Annotated in this window: 17 protein-coding genes and 1 other RNA gene; 7 read left to right on the top strand and 11 right to left on the bottom strand. The window is 33.4% G+C overall.

Annotated features, from left to right (window positions below; all coding sequences use genetic code 11):
* Nucleotides 1-8: 8 nt before the first annotated feature.
* From ACE83Q_RS00935 to ACE83Q_RS00915, 5 genes are all read right to left on the bottom strand, one after another.
* Nucleotides 9-158 carry a teichoic acid D-Ala incorporation-associated protein DltX gene (locus tag ACE83Q_RS00935; RefSeq protein ID WP_409022273.1) on the bottom strand — a complete coding sequence of 50 codons (150 nt, stop codon included), beginning with the start codon at nucleotides 156-158 and terminating at the stop codon, nucleotides 9-11.
* Nucleotides 159-373: 215 nt separating this feature from the next.
* Nucleotides 374-1819, bottom strand: a complete 1446-nt coding sequence (locus ACE83Q_RS00930) for an ATP-binding protein (RefSeq protein ID WP_409022272.1) — start codon at nucleotides 1817-1819, stop codon at nucleotides 374-376.
* Nucleotides 1819-2544, bottom strand: a complete 726-nt coding sequence (locus ACE83Q_RS00925) for a response regulator transcription factor (RefSeq protein ID WP_409022271.1) — start codon at nucleotides 2542-2544, stop codon at nucleotides 1819-1821. The genes ACE83Q_RS00930 and ACE83Q_RS00925 overlap by 1 nt, the downstream gene beginning before the upstream one ends.
* Before the next feature lie 159 nt (nucleotides 2545-2703).
* Nucleotides 2704-4125, bottom strand: coding sequence for a hypothetical protein (locus tag ACE83Q_RS00920; RefSeq protein ID WP_409022270.1), 1422 nt, complete (start codon nucleotides 4123-4125; stop codon nucleotides 2704-2706).
* Between the two features lie 2 nt (nucleotides 4126-4127).
* Nucleotides 4128-6374, bottom strand: a complete 2247-nt coding sequence (locus ACE83Q_RS00915) for a transglycosylase domain-containing protein (protein WP_409022269.1) — start codon at nucleotides 6372-6374, stop codon at nucleotides 4128-4130.
* A 398-nt stretch (nucleotides 6375-6772) separates the two neighbouring features.
* Between ACE83Q_RS00915 and ACE83Q_RS00910 the strand changes: the two genes are divergently transcribed.
* Together ACE83Q_RS00910 and ACE83Q_RS00905 are read left to right on the top strand one after the other, a co-directional pair.
* A complete protein-coding gene (locus ACE83Q_RS00910; RefSeq protein ID WP_409022268.1) occupies nucleotides 6773-7510 on the top strand; it encodes a peptidylprolyl isomerase in 738 nt (245 codons plus the stop codon).
* 73 nt (nucleotides 7511-7583) lie between these two features.
* Entirely contained in the window at nucleotides 7584-7910 is a 327-nt protein-coding gene (locus tag ACE83Q_RS00905; RefSeq protein WP_409022267.1) for a heavy metal-binding domain-containing protein, read from the top strand.
* Between the two features lie 46 nt (nucleotides 7911-7956).
* Here the strand turns inward: ACE83Q_RS00905 and ACE83Q_RS00900 are convergent, their stop codons facing one another.
* Nucleotides 7957-8535, bottom strand: coding sequence for a TMEM175 family protein (locus ACE83Q_RS00900; RefSeq protein WP_409022266.1), 579 nt, complete (start codon nucleotides 8533-8535; stop codon nucleotides 7957-7959).
* Between the two features lie 251 nt (nucleotides 8536-8786).
* Between ACE83Q_RS00900 and ACE83Q_RS00895 the strand changes: the two genes are divergently transcribed.
* A complete protein-coding gene (locus ACE83Q_RS00895; protein WP_409022265.1) occupies nucleotides 8787-9083 on the top strand; it encodes a bacteriocin immunity protein in 297 nt (98 codons plus the stop codon).
* A gap of 342 nt (nucleotides 9084-9425) precedes the next feature.
* Here the strand turns inward: ACE83Q_RS00895 and ssrA are convergent.
* Nucleotides 9426-9796: a transfer-messenger RNA gene (ssrA, locus tag ACE83Q_RS00890) on the bottom strand.
* Nucleotides 9797-9920: 124 nt separating this feature from the next.
* Here ssrA and ACE83Q_RS00885 point away from each other — a divergent pair.
* On the top strand, nucleotides 9921-10550 hold the full coding sequence (locus tag ACE83Q_RS00885; RefSeq protein WP_409022264.1) for an NAD(P)-dependent oxidoreductase: 630 nt from the start codon (nucleotides 9921-9923) through the stop codon (nucleotides 10548-10550).
* A gap of 97 nt (nucleotides 10551-10647) precedes the next feature.
* On the opposite strand, the gene ACE83Q_RS00880 is transcribed toward ACE83Q_RS00885, so the two are convergent.
* The 4 genes from ACE83Q_RS00880 to ACE83Q_RS00865 form a co-directional block, all read right to left on the bottom strand.
* The gene (locus ACE83Q_RS00880) at nucleotides 10648-11454 is read right to left on the bottom strand and encodes a Cof-type HAD-IIB family hydrolase (RefSeq protein WP_409022263.1); all 807 of its coding nucleotides are present in this window, start codon (nucleotides 11452-11454) and stop codon (nucleotides 10648-10650) included.
* A 101-nt stretch (nucleotides 11455-11555) separates the two neighbouring features.
* Nucleotides 11556-12362, bottom strand: a complete 807-nt coding sequence (locus ACE83Q_RS00875; RefSeq protein WP_409022262.1) for a Cof-type HAD-IIB family hydrolase — start codon at nucleotides 12360-12362, stop codon at nucleotides 11556-11558.
* 33 nt (nucleotides 12363-12395) lie between these two features.
* Nucleotides 12396-12674 (bottom strand): hypothetical protein, encoded by a 279-nt coding sequence (locus ACE83Q_RS00870; protein ID WP_409022261.1) that lies wholly within the window; start codon nucleotides 12672-12674, stop codon nucleotides 12396-12398.
* Between the two features lie 123 nt (nucleotides 12675-12797).
* Entirely contained in the window at nucleotides 12798-14180 is a 1383-nt protein-coding gene (locus ACE83Q_RS00865) for a L,D-transpeptidase family protein (protein ID WP_409022260.1), read from the bottom strand.
* Between the two features lie 440 nt (nucleotides 14181-14620).
* On the opposite strand from ACE83Q_RS00865, the gene trpX reads away from it, so the two are divergent.
* Genes trpX through ACE83Q_RS00850 form a run of 3 tightly spaced genes read left to right on the top strand, consistent with a single transcriptional unit; the run spans nucleotide 14621 to nucleotide 17279 of the window.
* Nucleotides 14621-15622 (top strand): tryptophan ABC transporter substrate-binding protein, encoded by a 1002-nt coding sequence (gene trpX / locus ACE83Q_RS00860; RefSeq protein ID WP_409022259.1) that lies wholly within the window; start codon nucleotides 14621-14623, stop codon nucleotides 15620-15622.
* A complete protein-coding gene (locus ACE83Q_RS00855; protein WP_409022258.1) occupies nucleotides 15619-16512 on the top strand; it encodes an ABC transporter permease in 894 nt (297 codons plus the stop codon). Before trpX ends, ACE83Q_RS00855 begins: the two co-directional genes overlap by 4 nt.
* Complete coding sequence (locus tag ACE83Q_RS00850) at nucleotides 16509-17279, top strand: ABC transporter ATP-binding protein (protein WP_409022257.1); 771 nt, start codon at nucleotides 16509-16511, stop codon at nucleotides 17277-17279. Before ACE83Q_RS00855 ends, ACE83Q_RS00850 begins: the two co-directional genes overlap by 4 nt.
* Nucleotides 17280-17303: the final 24 nt, after the last annotated feature.

The following is a 17303-nucleotide window of genomic DNA, read 5'->3' as shown; positions in this document are numbered from 1 at the left end:
GCTCTCCTTTAAAATTCATTATAGATAAACGTACCATTACTTATACCTTTAAATGAGTACAGGTAAACTAGCATCGCCAATACAATAAAATAAAAGGCAGTTCGAACGATAAACATAAAAACTTCATTTTCTTTTAAATCATGCCATTTTTGGCTCATATTTATCACATCCCCCTTAGAATGAATATAGTATACACTTTTTTTCCCCCGTTTAGCATTCATCTATGTCATACTAACCTAACAATTTTGTAATATTGAACCAAGTTAATAATCCTATTAACCGTTTTTCAGTGTAACAGAATTTACGATATATCACAAAAAAGAACGATTTCTATTTGCATATAGAAATCATTCTTTAATTATTTTTTAACTATTTATTCATTTTCTTGATTTGGAAACGTCAATGTAAACGTTGTCCCTTTTCCTTCAGTACTCATCACTTCAACTTTTCCGTTATGAAGTTGCATTAATTGATGAACAATTGATAATCCCAATCCTGATTCTCCGTACTTAGTATTCTTACGAGATGGATCTGCCTTGTAGTAACGTTCCCAAATATTTTCTAGCTGGTCTTTTGTCATACCAATACCTGTATCAGTAATCCTAAAGATACTTTCATGATAACCACGTTCAGCTGAAATATGAATCGTTCCCGATTGAGTGAATTGAATGGCGTTTTGCGTAATGTTAAAAATAACTTGTACAAATCGATCGTAATCCGCAAAAACCATTAAGTTTTTAGGAACACTTAATTCAATCTTATCGTCGGCTTCTATTGCTTTTTTTGTTAGTTGTTCAACGATGTTATTCAAAACAATAACAGCATCAAAATTGCTTAGCGCTAGCATAATTTGATTTGTCCTAATTTTTTCATAGTCTAAATTTTCATTGACTAATCGGATTAATCGCTTAGTTTCACTTTGCATTAGTTCAATGCTCTTCCCCTTGCTCTCTTCTGGAATTGCATCGTATGCTAGCCCTTCAAGTAGTCCGTTAATAGTTGTCAACGGTGTACGTATTTCGTGTGCAGCGTCAGCCATAAATTGTCTACGACGTTCTTCTTGACGTTTTATTTCTTTCTCTGATTCTTTCAATGAAGAAACCATGCCATCAAAATCTTGTGCCAAATCATCTATTTCATCTCGATGTCTACTTTCGATATGCACATCAAAATTACCATCAGCAACCATTCGAGTTGCACGTCTCAATCGATTAATTCTAGAAACAGAGTATCTCGCTAAAAGATAACTCAAAATAATTCCAGCGATAACAGAGACAATAAACGCAATAACCAAATTCTGAGTCATTTGACTCATATTGGATTGAATATTAGAAACATTGGCTCCAACCGATATAACCGCATATAATTTACCATTATAAAAATAAGGTTTCAAAATATCGGTCATATTAATTGCTTTCATATCTGTTTTTAATTGTCTATTAATATGCGGTGTACGGTGAACAACTTCACCATTTTCCAATTTTTTCCACTGCTCACTTGTAATATTGTCCTGTACCGCATTATCAGGATAGATAATTTTAGATTTTTTAGTATAAATAGTAAATCGAACATTTTGCGTTTTTAAAATTAATTCTGCATTTCTTAAATTATTTAAGTTTAAATTAAATTGCGTTTTTGAATCGGTTGTTTTTAAAACCATTGATTCTGACATTAAACTATCCGAGTAACCTTCCAATTGTGTCCATGTATTTTTATAGACCATATCACTCGTGAAATTTAAAAATAAAGCGCCAAATACAATGACCAATGTAATGATAACCGCGAAGAATGCTAACATTTGTTGATAAAGTAGCTTCATTAGTAACCAGCTCCTGAGTCATCAAATTTATAACCGACACCCCACACCGTTTGAATAACTTGTGGACCCACTTTTTCAATTTTTTGACGTAATTTTTTAATATGCGCATCAACCGTTCGTTCATCACCGAAAAATTCATAATCCCAAACTAATTCTAATAATTTCTCTCTTGAAAAAACTTGTTTTGGCTTATTTGCCAACGTTTTCAATAGATCAAATTCTTTTGGTGTTAAATCATGAATTAGAACGTCTTGTAAATAAGCTTCTCGACGAGCTGTACTTAATTTAAAGTGAGTTGTGACAATATCAAAACTAGTACTTTCATTTTCTGCTTCATCGTCAGTTCCAACGCTTGGTTTTTCTGCTCGGCGGTGAAGGGCCTTAATTCTAGCAATCAATGTTATTGGGCTAAAAGGCTTTGTTACATAATCATCTGCGCCCATTTCTAATCCAAGAACTTGATCACTTTCGGTATCGCGTGCCGTTAAAATAATAATGGGGACATTAGCTGAAACTTTTCGAATCGTAGAACTGACTTGCATGCCATCCATACCAGGCAAATTCAAATCAAGCGTAATCATATCCCAACTATCCGGATCTTCATTAAACATAGCAACAGCATCATTACCATCATAAGCGTATTGAACGTCCCATTTTTCTTTTTGAAAAAACATCGACATCATTTCAGAAACTGCCTTATTATCCTCTACCATCAATAATTTCATATTATTCCTCTTTCATTTCCAATTTAATGAAAATCATAATCTTATCTGCTACTTTGAGCGGTCTTATATTCCATTAGTATAACTAAATAATATGAATATTTTTAGTGTTTTTTCGTAATATATTTTAATACCATCAATTTTAATGTATTGTAACTACTTTTACTGTATTTTAGTAGCTGATGAACTGCTTACCTGGCTTGTACTACTACTAATAGCACTTGATTCTGAACTGCTTACGGCTGCATCTGATGACACGTCGGCTTCTAAACTAGAGCTTGTTTCATCCGTTGAACTTGATTCTTCTACAGAACTTGCCTTGGCCTCCTGGCTTGATGCACTAGATGGCTTTTTACTTGTTCCCGAATAAATTTTATTTGCTGAGGTCCCCTTATAACTTTGATGTTGGATAATTACTTTTAATTTAGCTGTTCGCTTAAGTAAATTTCCTTCACTCGGTTCCGATAATATCGTGTTTTTCCCAGACCATCTCTGTTCAAATGCAATTCCTATGTGGTTTTTATCAGCCCACTTTTGCGCTTCCGATTGAGATCCAAATCTAGGAACTTTTATATAAATTTCAGCTTGTTTCTTATCTTCAGCTTGTTTTTTTAATGCATGAGATAACGTTTCTTCAAGTGAAACCAACTTTTTATCGGCTTGTTTCTTATCTGAAAGATCTTTTTTATAATCATCAAATACCTGATACTGTTCTGTCTGTGTGGCTAAATCTTTAGCTATCACTTCTTCAATTTGATTTAAAAAGGCAAGATTATTCCATGAATAGTGTAATTTACTGACAGCATTCGTATAGTCATCTATTTGCTGACTTGTACTCTTTTTCAATATTTCTACATTACCTGACAAAGAGTCATACGTGGCAGTCTTCATAGCAATAGCCATTACACCGTTTATTGCTATTGCATCTTTTGCCAAATTTTTTTGAAGTGTATAAATTCGATTGGCAAATTGATCTTTATTTGAAGAATTAATCAATAACTGATTAATGTACCCAAATTGTTCATTATTCAATTTTTGAATCGTTTCAGGGGTCACATTCCCTTTAACTATTTGTTCGTCATTCTTAACAAATATATCTTGGTATAATGAATTCACTTTCACTTTTTTTAATAAATTATCATATTTTGTCTGATAATCAGCACGTGAATTCTTAGAAATATTTGATAATGTATCATCTAATTTTTTCATTTCACTTGAAGTTGCTTTAGCCGTTAACTCCTCTGTTTTAATGTTGTAACTATCTGCATAAATTTCATTAAACTTTTGTTTTGCTTCTTTAGACTTAACATTAGAGTCGTAGAGTGAGTCTGGCGTTTGATTTGCCATTGTTAATTTTGAATTATCATTTTTGGACCAATCAAGACTAATTTGATAACGATTGATAACCGTGTAGACGCTCCAAATACTCAAGCTAACCGCAATAAACAACAAAATACGATACGCCCACTTTAAAAATTGTCGTATCGATTTATGACTAGCTTGTTCTGGTTTAAAATCTGTTTTATTTTCTCGGTTAACAGTTTTTTTTCCTGTTTGCTTTGTCCCTCTTGATCTCGGTTCCATTTTTATTCACCCTCTAACGTCTCTTTAGCCGCCTTAATGCCATTATTAGCCTTGTCTAATTTTTTCTGAACATTATTTAATTTTTTCTGAGTCGACTGCTCCCATGAACCAATTTTATATGCTTCAGGTTTCTTGTGATATGAAGGATCCTCTAATTTAATTTTTAACGTGTCCTCAGAAATCTTTTTAGACAAATACGTTTTATATATTTTAGCTTTTTTTAAATCAATTTTTTCTGGCTCTTTAACGCCTAACGTTACTACTTTATCGTTAGGTTCATATTGAGCTGTAAGACCAGTTCCTGACAATTGTGTAACAGTTGATGGTTTTGTCCACTCACTATTATCAGCATTCTTTTCTTTTGAAAAATGTACCATTAGGTCACGATATAAATTAACATTTGTCATTGCAGATGCAGCATCAGTAATATAATGTCCTTTTTTCATTGGTTCATCATACCCTAACCACATCGAAATAGAAGTTGATTTAGTGAACCCATTCATCCAGACATCCATATTTGCATTCGCTGGAAATCCCGATGAAGCAGAATAACCGACGGTCCCTGTCTTCATTGCCTGATGAACATTATCAATTCTTGCAGAAGGCGCTGTCCCACCAGTATTAGGTACGCCTTCCATCATTGACGTTAGCATAAATGCTGTTGAGGCCTTCATAGCACGTTTACTATTTACCTCATATTTTTTAACACTATTATCTGAAAATTTTAGACTTGTGACGTAACGAGCCGCATGATAGGTTCCGCCATTTGAAACGGTGCCATATGCTGTCGCCATTTGTTCGGTAGAAACATCGAGTCCAATAGCCTGCGACCCAGCAGGTGCATTATTTTGAGCCATCCCTACTTGTGCTAAAAATTGGCTAGCCTTTGCACTCCCAACAGTATTTAACGTTCTAATTGCTGGTGTATTAGCCGAAACTCGTAATGCGTTTTGCATCGTTATTGATTTATAACTCACATTATCAAAATTCTGAGCAACAAGATTAGTTCCCGGATAAGTATATGAAGTGCCATCTAAGGCATGCGTGGTTGCCCACCCAAAGTATTCAATAGCAGGACCATAATCTAATAGAGGCTTAATTCCTGATCCTGACGAACGCTGCGTAGAAATTGCCCGATTATAACTGAAGGCAGTTTTTTGATGACGTCCACCATATTGAGCAACAACATTTCCTGTTTTAGGATCTGTAATGGTAATTGCAGATTGTTCTGCTGAATTTTGATAATACTTTTTATTATCAGCTAATTTTTTAACAGCCGCATTTTGCTTTGAATCAAGCGCTGTTGTAATTTGTAATGGTGTTTTAGCTAAATCGTACCCTTTATCGCTAACTTGTTCTAAGGCAGAAGTAACATAAGCATTATTTTCAAGAATTTTTTTTGTAACAGAATTTTCCATCCAATGGCGTTTCTGTAAATCTTTTGTCACTGATTCTGCGACAGCTGTTTTATATTGTTTCTTTGTAATTACCTTATTTTCAAGCCCTGTTTTTAATATTATATTTCGGCGTGTTTGAACGGCTTTAGGGTTTGAATATAGATTATAGGTAGAAGGGGCTTGGCCCAATCCAGCTATAATTGCCTGTTGACTAATACTCAATTGTTTTAAAGTTTTACCAAAATATGTTTCTGAAATGGTCTGTGCCCCATATGATCCTTCGCCTAGACTCATTTTATTAACATAAAACTCTAAAATCTGTTTCTTACTATAATTATGGTATAACTGTTGCGCTAAGAAAAATTCTTTTATTTTCCGGTCTACAGTCCGATCTTTATTACTCGTTGAAAAAACAGTTAATTTAATTAACTGTTGCTCAATACTTGATCCACCTCGAGCTGACCCTTTACCTACAGCTGATTTAATGGAAGAAAGTCCCGCATTAAATAAGCCGGAGGGCGAAAATCCCGCGTCTTTGTAAAATGTTTGATCTTCTGTTGCTAATAACAGATTACTATATGTTTCAGGAATGTCTTTTGACTTAACATAAACTCGTTTATTCAGCGCTGAAGACCAAATTAACTGGCCATCTTTATCATACATATTTGAACTGGCATCAGATATTAATTCCTGACTTGTAACTGTTGGCACGGACTTAATAACTGTCGCAATATAAATACTTATCGTCGTAAGTCCTAATAAAAATAAAACACCAAATATTGCAATACCTCTAAAAATCCATGGATGACGATGACGCCATCTTACTTTATCTTTCTTATTTTGTTTTACCATTATGCCATCCCCGATTCTGTGACACGAGTCACATCTCTTGCCATGACATTATTTATTATTTTTTCTATGTATAAATCTAAATTTCCCAATTTGTTAGCAACTAACACAATGTAACCCCCTACTACTTTTCTTAACAATACAAAATCTGACTAATCTATTTCGATAATTGTATTGTAATCCTCTAACTATGTAAATTTTTATATCGTTCACAATTGATAACGTTCATATAAGTATTAAATCCTCATTTAACCGTGAGTTATCCCCATTTATATATGTTAAATATAACAATCATAATGACTATATACAAGCGCTAAACTGGATGTTTAAGTTAAGACTTGTATAACTTCTACCTCGTACGTTAAACTAGAGTAATTAAATAAAGAAAGTTTGGGGTTAATATGAAAAACAAAAAAATGATTGGTTTAATTGCAGTAATTATTATCATTATTCTTGGGGGAATTGGGTTCTTCTTCTACCATCAAAATGCAGAAACAACAAACGATACGGAAACTACTACTTCTTCATCCAGTATAGCGTCAAACGTTGAACTACCACAACTTAGTTCAAAAGTAACAAAAAAGGAAGCTGTCGTAGATATTCAGACAACAAAGGGAAATATCAAAATCAAATTATTCCCGGAATATGCACCAAAAGCTGTGAAAAATTTTATTACTCATAGTAAAAAAGGTTACTATAATAATACCCTCTTCCATCGTGTTATTAACGAATTTATGATTCAAGGTGGCGATCCTAAAGGGGATGGTACTGGTGGTGAAAGTATTTATGGTCATACATTCGGTGCTGAAATTTCAAGTAACCTTTATCATATTCGTGGTGCTTTAGCGATGGCACAAACGTCAGAACCTGATTCAATTGGTAGTCAATTCTACATTGTTCAAAATAACCAAGATGTAAGTACTAGTGCTGATATTAAAGATGGCACACCGTCAAAAATTATTGATGCATACAAAAATGGTGGTACACCTTCACTTGATGGTACTTATACTGTCTTTGGTCAAGTTATCAAAGGGATGGATGTTGTTGATAAAATTGCAGCAGTTGCAGTTAATTCAAGTGATAAACCTACAACCAATGTTAAAGTTAAAACAATTAAAGTCCTCCAAGAGGCAAAATAATCAGTTCAAATTTGTAGTGTCTTATAAAATAACTATGTTACTATGAAGATACTAATAAAGGGAGGTTTTATAGATGTCAGATAAAATTCTAGTCGTTACAACGGAAAGTATTCCGGGTAGAGAATATGAAGTAATTGGGGAAGTTTTTGGCCTTACAACACAATCTAAAAATGTTATCAAAAACATTGGTGCCAGTCTTAAAAATATTGTCGGTGGCGAAATTAAGGCCTACACAGAAATGATGGCTGAATCAAGAGATACTGCTATTGATCGTTTACGCGACAATGCAGTAAGCATGGGTGCTGATGCAGTTGTTATGATGCGTTTTGATTCCGGTTCAATTGGTCAAGATATGCAATCAGTTGCCGCATATGGTACCGCAGTTCGATACATTAAATAATTTAAAAAAACAGTTCCAACAAGAAATTTCTTGTTGGAACTGTTTTTCATTTGTCTTTATAGAAATTTTCAATTAATCGATTAGGTATAAACCAAATTGATGGCACAATCAGACAAAAAATTAACACCAACTCTGGTTTAATAAATACTGACATCAAGCCAATAAGTGAAAAAGATAACGACACCCATGTTTTATTGTCATTTTTAATTGCTTTTGCTAAATTTGATTCAGGCCCATTTGCTCGAAGTAATTCATTAGTTAATACTACATACATAATATTAAATAATAGAAAGACAAGGCCATATAAAAAGGCAGGCGCAAATTTATTATAATGTTCACCAACCCAGCTTGTTGCAAATGGCATGAATGACATTACAAACATAAATCCAGTATTAACAATCAACACCCGCCCATTGATTTTATCCGCCAATTGGAACATGTGATGATGATTATTCCAGGTGACACCAATTAAAAAGAAACTTAATACGTAAGCTAAAAAAGTACTTTGAAGCGGTATTAAATCTGAAAATGTGTCTCCCTCTGGTGCTTTTAACTCTAAAACCATGATTGTCATAATAATAGCAACTACAGCATCTGTGAACGCTTCAACTCTACCTTTTGACATACGAACCCCCCTAAATTTTTTATAAATTTAGTATTACAAAGATTAGTCATTAAATCAACTAAAAATAATTCCACTTTTTAAAGATAAAATATACTTCCAACAAATATGGCAGGCATAAACTGGTAGGTTAATTTATATTTTCATGATCAAATGGGACCATATTTATCATTTATTATGTTAACTATTTCTCTTTAATTTATATATTTTAATATATTATTAGTTAATACAAATAAATTAAGGAGTTCTAGTCTATGAATAAATTAAAATGGTTTTCCGGCGGAGATGATCGTGGAAAACAGGCCGAACAAATTATTACCGATTTATTAACTGATTTAAGTACAAATAATGGTAATAATACACTTAAAGTTACGTTACAAGCTTATCTCGAAGAACTAAAACAAAAACGTTCTTCTGTTCCATTCATTTTAAGTCGCATGAACTTAGATCTTTCTAAAGCCATCAAGAATGATGAACAACCTTTATCTGACAATCAATCTAAAAAATTAAAAGAGTTAACCTCTATCTCCAATATTAGATATGGTTACTAACTATATTCTTTCTTGGTTTATACCTTTATTTTAATATAAAGTTCGTAAAAAACGACTACTTACAAAAATAATCCTTTGTAAATGGTCATTTTTTGTGTCCGTAATTTCTAACAAATTAATTTATTTTTTCATAATAGACCTCTAATTTTATGGCAAAATAAAAAAGATAACTCGTCGAATCAAGTCATCTTTTCATCTGTTATGTTGAATAGGATTGTCAAAAATCACCTTAAAAACACCTTAATTTGCATTCAAACTCATTCAATCTTATTCAAACTTTTAAAATGCAAAAACGTTATTTTATAACGGTTTTCAACCTTATTCAAACCTATTCAATGTGTAAAATGGAGACGGCGGGAGTCGAACCCGCGTCCAAGCATATTGCCACTCAAACATCTACGTTCATAGTTATACTATTTAAAATTCGCCAACCGTAGCGCCGTATAACAGGGCTAACACGTCTGACTAACCTGATTAGTCTCTTTTAACTTCTCCAGGTGGAAGAAGTTAACGTAAGTCCACTTAATTTAGGACCCAGATCTAGCACATGGACGATACTAGGAGGATCTACGTTAGAGCGCTATTAAGCAGCTAAAGCGTAAGTATTACTATTATTTTTTGCAGTTATAATTTAACTGAGCGTTTTAACGAAGACGCAAACTTCGAAACGCAATCCAAGCTCAACCTATACCTGTCGAATCCTGAACGTCCCCATAACAACTATAAACATACCATATTTATCAGTTAAAATAAAGATGTAACCTGACGACTTATTCTTTGACAAAAAAATGTCATTCAACTATTGTGAAGACAGTTACTTAGAAAGGGAGTTATAAAATGAAAATTGGAATTATTGGTGCAACTGGTAAACAAGGACAATCTACATTAAAAGAGGCCGTTTCTCGTCATTTAGATGTTACTGCTATTATTAGAAATAAAAGCAAATTAACAGAAGATGTTCCTTTTATGGAAAAAGATCTTTTCAAGTTAACAACTGCTGATTTAGAATCATTTGATGTTATTGTAGATGCTTTTAACGCTCCATTTGGTCAAGAAAATCTTCATCAAACATCATTAAAACATTTAACGGATATCTTAGCTGATACTAAGGTTAAGCTCGTTATTGTTGGTGGCGCAAGTAGTCTTTTCGTTAATTCTGAAAAAACACTGTTACTTGGTGATACACCTGACTTCCCTGAAGGTGCTAAAGCAACAGCCCAAAATATGCGTGATGCTTTAGTCACACTCCGTACCGTTTCAAATGTAGATTGGGTCTATATTTCACCAGCTGCTTTTTTCAATCCTAGTGGCGAAAAAACAGGCCACTATCAAATTGCCGGGGACGTTTTAACAATGAATTCACAAGGTAATAGTGAAATTAGCTATGCCGACTTCTCTATCGCATTGGTTGATGAAATTGAATCTAATTCACATCATCAAGAACGTTTTAGCGTTGTTTCTAAATAAATTTAATTATCTGCCACTTTCACAAGAAAGTGGTTTTTTTTGTAAAAAAATAAGTGAAAATCATCACTTATTTTTACGTCATTATCTAAATTATATTTTAATATTTACCTGCTAAAACGTCATCAATTAAATCTAAGACACTATCATCTTGATTTGAACCGATACGATGATTTGCCATTTTAGCTGCCATATTTGAAGACTTTTCCATTGCAAAACTTAATGGTGTGTATGCCAACATCTCAGCATCATTATCATTATCTCCAACGGTTACTACTTCATCATCTTTTACATCCCATAATTCTTGCAAAGCATTTAACCCATTTTGTTTTGTTGCCTCTTTAACATTGATATCAATAAATCCAAAACCAGAAACTTTTGCAACTAATGATTCATCAACATTTTCTTTTAATTTAACCGCAAATGTTTTATATTCGTCAATGGGGCCATTAATCGTAACTTTAGAAATAGTTTTTTCAACCTTACTTAAATTAGGGACCTTAATAATGTCTGGATAGTACGTATTAGCCATTTCTACAAAGTTATCAGACTCACTTGCATCAATATACCCACTCTCATCTGTTGATGCTAAGATTCCATAATTTGGCGATACCTTTTGGATATATAAAACTGTTTTTTCAAATACGGCTGGATCAATATTAAATGATCTGATATGGGTGTTGCCATCATAAATAACCGCACCGTTATCTGAAACGTAACCTATTTCACCAGAGATACGTTTAAAAATATCTTTAATTTTCATAACTTGATTTCCACTTGCTACCACGAAATGAATCCCTTTATTTTTTAGTTCAACTAATTGATGACTAAATCTAACTTCATCAAACGTTTTATTATCTCTTAAAAATGTACCATCTAAATCCACTGCAATTATCTTGACTGTCAAAATTACATTCCTCCGATTATGCTTTAATAACTCTATTATACTGCATAAGTAAACGGATACAAAGGACTAAAAAGAAACGCCCCTTGAAAAAGAACGTTTCTTTACAATTTATGATTTAAAATATCATCAATGCTATCCAAAACACTATCGTTTTGATTCAACCCAATGATGTGTTTTGCTGTTTTTTTAGCTAATCTTGATCCGCTAGCCATTGAAAAACTATTCGGCGTGAACGCCAACATTTCTTGATCATTATCATTATCCCCAAATGTCGCAACTTCTTCATCCAAGATATGCCAACGATTTTGTAGTAAATTTATGCCGTTTTTCTTTGTCGCGTTCACTAAATTAATATCAATATAACCAAATCCAGACGCTTTTGCTTGAAGTTTATTATTCATTTCAGTATTTAATTGTAATGATATTCTTTCATATAACGACACGGGAAAATGACCCGTCAGCATAGAAATTCCTTGATTAAGTGATACCAAATTATCGACTCCGGTTACTTTCGGATAATAATCATTTACATCTTGAATAAATGTATCAGATTCCCGTTTATCATAGAAACCTCCTTGATTATTAACCGCTAATAGTCCTGTTTCAGTGAATGTTTCCTTCAAATACTGAATCGTTTCTTGATAGAGACTATTTTCAAAAATGTATTCTTTCAATAACTCTTTTGCATCTTGAATGACTGCTCCATTTTCAGCAACGTAACCAATTTTATCTTTAATTTCTTTAAAATATTGTTCAATGGCTAAGGTTGGATTCCCACTTGCCACCACAAAATGTATTCCCTGTTGTTGCATCCTTTCAAATTGATGCGAAAATCTTTCTTTATCGTATGATTTATCATCCCTTAAAAATGTACCATCTAAATCTACTGCAATTAATTTAATCGTCATCTCTGCCACCTCTAACGTTATTATACATGATTTCTATACATAACTATATTCTTCAAATGGCGTATCAAACCAGTCATAACGCATTATAATTTGCATGACTCGATTCACAGGAATCCACAATCCCGACCGTAAAATATCTTTCATTGTCTCTAGAAATATCTTGTCATTTTTTGTACTATTTGGTTGTTTAATTTTTATAATTTCTGAATTTTCAGTTTTTACAGTAATAATATGATTGTTCAACGCAATGACTTGTGCAGAAACGATATTATCACTTATTAATTTATTATCTTTGTTTTTATCTATTTTCATTTTGTTAAACTTCCTTTCTGGTATAGGTTCATACTACCTTGGCTTTATGACTTATCTATGAAGTTATTAATAATAAATCATTAAAAAAAGCCTAACCAGTTTAATAACTGATTAAGCCTTAAATTAATAAACAACAACAGGTTCGTTTTGTGAAACGTTCGCAAATAAAGTTGCCATTGCGGCTGGTTTTGTATTAACACAACCACCAGAACCATCTTTAAGATAAGCTGTTTTAGACCAATTTGTTCTCCAACTAGCGTCATGGAAACCAATTCCACTATTTGTGAATTGAGCCCAGTAACTAACTTTGACAGAATAATTAGCTTTACCAACTTCACTACCTTTAAGTATTGATGGCGTTTGTTTGTACATAATATACCAAACACCCTTAGTTGTATCTTCACCAGTACTATGTTTACCAGTTGCAACATCAGTTGTTAAAACAACCTTGCCATTTTTATGGATCCAAACTTTCTGCTGCGCAATTGACACTTCAGCATACGTATCTCCAAGTCCATCATTTGCAGTCGTTGTGTAACCAGTTCCATAAGTATTATAGCCAACACCATATTTATCATTGGTTGCGTCAATAGCTGCAGTACCATCTTCTAACGCTGTCAAAATATGTGTCACTGAGTCATTCATTCCAAGGGCCCAACCATATGATTGTCCACTAACTGGAACAGTACTTCCTGTAGCCGTTTTAAAATTATACTTTTTATTCAATGTTGCTTGTTTCTTATTAATTTCATCTACTTTTGCAGAAATACCACTCGTATCAACAACATATTTACCATCTTCAACAGTTGCTTGCTTAAGAATATCTGCACCCTTCAACGTATACTTCGTTGATTGAACGGTATAAACAGTCTGTCTAGCAGCTAGTGTATCCAATTTTTCAGTATCAGCTTTAACTGTTTTACTGTCAGCAGATAAAGGTTGGAGTTCAGTATCCTTCAACTTCGTAATGCTACTATAGCCAGCCTTATCATAGGCAGCTAAAATTTGCTTAACATTATATTGATTCCCTTTTTTCTCAGGTGTTACTGATACTTTTCCATTTTTTAAAATGGGACTTGCATCAACAGCCACTGTTCTTGTTTTATTTAACTTTGTTAGTTGGGTTTTTAATTGTGCTTTTAATTGATCCTTAACTGTTGTATTCAACTTTTGTGGAACAATCGCATAATTTTTCTTAACATTTGAAGGAAGAATGGTACGTTGCTTCTTCAACAATGCTTTAATCGCTGGCTTATCTTCATCAGTAAAACCAGTTGTTGTATCTTTTGCATCGACTATTTTTGTTTTACCTACATAAATAACATTTTTTGACGTTTCATTTTTTAACTTACTAATAACTTTATCAACACTTAATCCACTGACATCTGTATCATTAATTGTGATGCCTTTATTAAAATGCATACTTTGATTGAAACTTGCTCCACCAAGAATTCCCAAAACTAAAATACTTCCGATACTAATACCAATCTTTAACGATTTTTTCATAGTTTTTCACCTCATATATGAATTCATAGTGCGCTATTCCCAATAAAAATATCATACCGCACTATGAATGTCGAATCAATTTTGTTGTTTTCTAAATTATACTCTTTATAACTTTTAAAATCTTTTAAATAATATTTGACAATAATATCAGATTTATCTATACTACATTTATCAACTAACTCAGAGAGGAAATCAAGCCTATGACTTATTCACAAGTAAAACTTAATAATCGTTGGCAAAGCCGGTTATTCAGATTGTAGTCTGTTTTTTTACAGATATAATCTGTCTATTCAGATTGTATCTGTATATCGGTTTGGTTTCTATAAATCAAAACCCCTGTATGGATATCAGTATATTCATGCGGGGGTTTTGTCTTTCAAGACGGCCCTCGAATCTGAGGACTGTCTTTTTTTATTAAAATTTAAAGGGGTACTTATAAAATGAAACGATTAATTGGAACCATTATTGCGTTATTTTTATTCTTAGTGATTGCTTTTTTCTCAACACTTCAACCAACAACATTTTCAAACGCTAAAGGAGTACCAACAATTGGTATTCTTCAATTAACAACACATCCTGCACTGGATGCGATTCATAAAGGAATTATTGCTGGATTAGAAAAAGAAGGTTACGTACCTGGTAAGTCTGTGAATATTGATTTCCAAAATGCTGAAGCTGATCAAAGTAATTTAAAATCAATGAGTGACAAGTTTAATAATGAAAATGTTAATCTCATGATTGGTATCGCAACACCCTCTGCACAATCTTTAGCTAATGTAACTAAAAAAACACCAATTATTTTAGGTGCCGTTACTGATCCAAAAGGTTCTGGTTTAGTTAGCAACAATCAGAAACCAGGTAATAATATCACCGGTGTTTCTGATCAAGCACCTATTAAAGCACAGTTAGCTTTAATGAAGGAACTAATGCCTAATATGAAAACCGTGGGTGTCCTTTACACATCAAGTGACGATTCAGCTACAAAACAGTATCAACAATTTAAATCTGCAGCGATCAAATCAGGCTTAGAAGTTAAATCGGCAACAATTACCTCTACAAATGATGTTGACCAAGTGTCACAATCGCTCGTAGCATCTGTTGATGCCGTTTATGTCCCCACGGATAACACAGTAGCATCAAGTATGCAGACCCTAGTTAAAAATGCGACACAAGCTAAAATTCCAATTTTCCCTGCAGTAGATACAATGGTCAAAAATGGCGGCTTGGCAACTATTAGTATTAACCAATATGATTTAGGTGTAGCCACTGGTAAAATGGCTGCTGCCGTTCTTTCTGGAAAAAGTGTCCCTGCAACAACACCAATTAATTTTGTAAAAAAAGGTGATCTTATCATTAATTTAAAAACAGCAAAAGCCTTAAATATTACAATTCCACAAGCATTAATTGATCAAGCCAAAAATAAAGGAGAGTTAATCAAATGACAATTATTGTATCTGCTATCGGACAAGGACTCCTATGGGGGGTTTTAGGTCTTGGTCTTTATCTTTCATTTAGAATTTTAGACTTTCCTGATATGACTGTCGAAGGTACTTTTCCAATGGGCGCTAGCGTAACTGTGATTTGTCTAATCCACGGAGTTAACCCGCTTCTGGCCACATTTTTTGCATTTCTAGCAGGGACACTAGCTGGTCTAGCCACCGGGTTACTTTATACAAAAGGTAAAATCCCGATTTTATTAGCTGGAATCCTTGTCATGACAAGTTTATATTCAATTAACCTACGAATTTTAACAAAAGCAAATATCAGTTTACTTGGACAAAATACAATTTTTTCAGCTCACATTCTAACTAATCTTCCTGCATCTTTTGATTCCGTTGTATTAGGACTCATTCTGGTTATCATTAGTATTGGTTTACTCGCTTTCTTTTTAAATACCGAATTAGGCCAAGCCTTCATCGCAACCGGTGATAATGAAAAAATGGCGCGCTCACTTGGTATCCAAACAGATCGTATGAAGATTTTAGGACTAATGGTTTCAAATGGCTTCATCGGACTTGCCGGTGGGCTAATCGCGCAAAATAATGGCTATGCTGATATCAGTATGGGTATCGGAACGATTGTCATTGGGCTTGCTGCAATTATTATCGGTGAAGTTGTTTTTGGTAACTTATCATTAACAGCACGTTTAGTTGCCGTTGTCATTGGTAGTATTTTCTATCGATTTGTTATTTTAATTGTATTAACATTAGGCTTTAACGCAAACGATTTAAAATTAATTTCTGCTATTATTTTAGCATTCTGTTTAATGTTACCAACTCTCCGAAAAGCGCTAAGACTAAATACTTTGTTTGAAGGAGGCCATTCAAAATGACTGAACCCATTTTTTCACTTTTCAATATCGTCACTACCGTTAATACCGGTACTTCTGAGGAGCAACAAATCTTAAAAAATTTAAACCTCACCATCAATAAAGGCGATTTTATAACTGTAATTGGTACTAACGGTGCTGGTAAATCGACCCTTTTCAATACAATTGCTGGTAATATTAAACCAACGAGTGGCAAAATTATGTTACGCAATAAAAATATTACGAATGAAAATGATATTAAACGGACAAATTATATTAGTCGTGTTTTTCAAGATCCTAAAATGGGCACAGCACCTAGAATGACAGTCGCTGAAAATCTATTATTAGCCTTAAATAGAGGTAGTCACCGTCGTTTTAAACCTCGTCATTTAAAACAAAAAATGGCACAATTTCGCGAATTAACCGCTAAGATGCCAAATGGTTTGTCAGAACATTTAAATACGCCTGCTGGTAACTTGTCTGGTGGTCAACGCCAAACATTAAGTTTCCTAATGGCAACTTTGATTCAACCTGACTTACTGTTACTAGATGAACATACGGCTGCCCTCGACCCTAAAACAAGCCAAGAATTATTAAAATTAACCGCCGAAATTGTTGAACAAGAACAATTATCTTGTCTAATGATTACGCATCACTTAGAGGACGCATTATCATATGGTAATCGAACAATTGTCTTAAATGATGGTCAGATTCAATCTGATTTATCAGGTGAGAAACGTGCCAACCTATCTACGACTGATTTATTAGCCTATTTTAATGATTTAGAATAAAAAAAACACAACTTTTTTAAAGTT

It is taken from the genome of Dellaglioa kimchii, from assembly GCF_046115505.1.
Classification (GTDB): Bacteria; Bacillota; Bacilli; order Lactobacillales; family Lactobacillaceae; genus Dellaglioa; species Dellaglioa kimchii.
The sequence above is the reverse complement of the archived record's forward strand: the minus strand, read 5'-3'. Positions and strand labels throughout refer to the sequence as shown.